1 protein-coding gene is annotated in these 578 nt (G+C 50.5%); it reads right to left on the bottom strand.

From position 1 onward, the window contains the following. Positions 1–57: 57 nt before the first annotated feature. Positions 58–384, bottom strand: a complete 327-nt coding sequence (locus tag HMPREF2871_RS07500; RefSeq protein WP_049344851.1) for a hypothetical protein — start codon at positions 382–384, stop codon at positions 58–60. Positions 385–578: the final 194 nt, after the last annotated feature.

Below are 578 nucleotides of genomic sequence, written 5' to 3'. Positions count from 1 at the left end.
AGGCGGCATAAAGGCGGGTAAATTTCAGGGAATAAGAGGGCTTAGCCGTCTGAATCGTTAGGGCGCTGGGACGGGGTCAGTTTGAATATATCCCGCAAGCTCGGATGATAAATCGAAAGATTCCAAGTTTTCCGCATGGGGGACTAGGGTTTGAATGACTGTGGCAAGGCGTGCCGCGCTTCCGCTCGCACTTATGGGGGAGTTGCGGACGGAATGGGCGGCCATGTTGTCGCAAATGGTGTCGATGATTGCGCCCGTATTGGCGATAAATTCGCCGCCGTAGTACAGCGCGTTCATAATGCGGTTTGCCAGCTCTAAGGGGATGGTTACCGTTTGGGCTTGATTTTGAATGGTTTGGATTTGGGTAGAAGTGCAAGATTGCATTTGAAATGCTCCTATACGTTCGAGATTTGAGAAATGCCCAAAATAGGGGGCGGTGCTCTCTCCTGCGTATAGTCAGGCGTGGACGTTACCGTTACCACACACCGCCATAAACTTTGATATGCCGTCCAAAGCCTGTGAATAGGCTTCAAACACCATAGGGGAAAATGGCGATAAAAAATCAGCGTTTACCCTGC

This window comes from Neisseria sp. HMSC067G12 (assembly GCF_001812725.1).
Taxonomy (GTDB): domain Bacteria; phylum Pseudomonadota; class Gammaproteobacteria; order Burkholderiales; family Neisseriaceae; genus Neisseria; species Neisseria perflava.
This window is presented reverse-complemented; position numbering and strand designations above follow the sequence as displayed.

Excerpts from the sequence above, each read along its gene's own strand:
- HMPREF2871_RS07500 (WP_049344851.1), bottom strand. The coding sequence starts at position 384 with ATGCAATCTTGCACTTCTACCCAAATCCAAACCATTCAAAATCAAGCC.